Genomic DNA, 255 nt, shown 5'->3' with positions numbered 1-255 from the left:
TCCTTCTTGCCGTCCATGTTGACCCCCAATGCCAGATAAATTGCCTTGTTGATGACGCGCATATTGTCACGGATTTTAATGACGATGCAATCAAGATACACAATCGGATAAATCGGATCGAGTGGACAGGATTGCCATTGTGTAATCTGCTCCAGAACACGATCGGTGACCTTCGAAATGAGCGTAGGCGAGACGTCTGCGTCGTACATTTCTTTAAAAGTTTCTACGATTTCGCGGGTTGACAGCCCTTTGGCA

General features: G+C 46.7%; 1 protein-coding gene. It reads right to left on the bottom strand.

All coding sequences use genetic code 11. The annotated features are described in order from the left end of the window. A partial coding sequence (locus H8K32_RS20070) for a transposase (RefSeq protein WP_186914412.1) occupies window positions 1-255 on the bottom strand: 255 nt, incomplete at both ends.

The organism is Cognatundibacterium jejuense (assembly GCF_014284255.1).
GTDB classification, from domain to species: domain Bacteria; phylum Pseudomonadota; class Gammaproteobacteria; order Burkholderiales; family Burkholderiaceae_D; genus Undibacterium; species Undibacterium jejuense.
The sequence above is the reverse complement of the archived record's forward strand: the minus strand, read 5'-3'. Positions and strand labels throughout refer to the sequence as shown.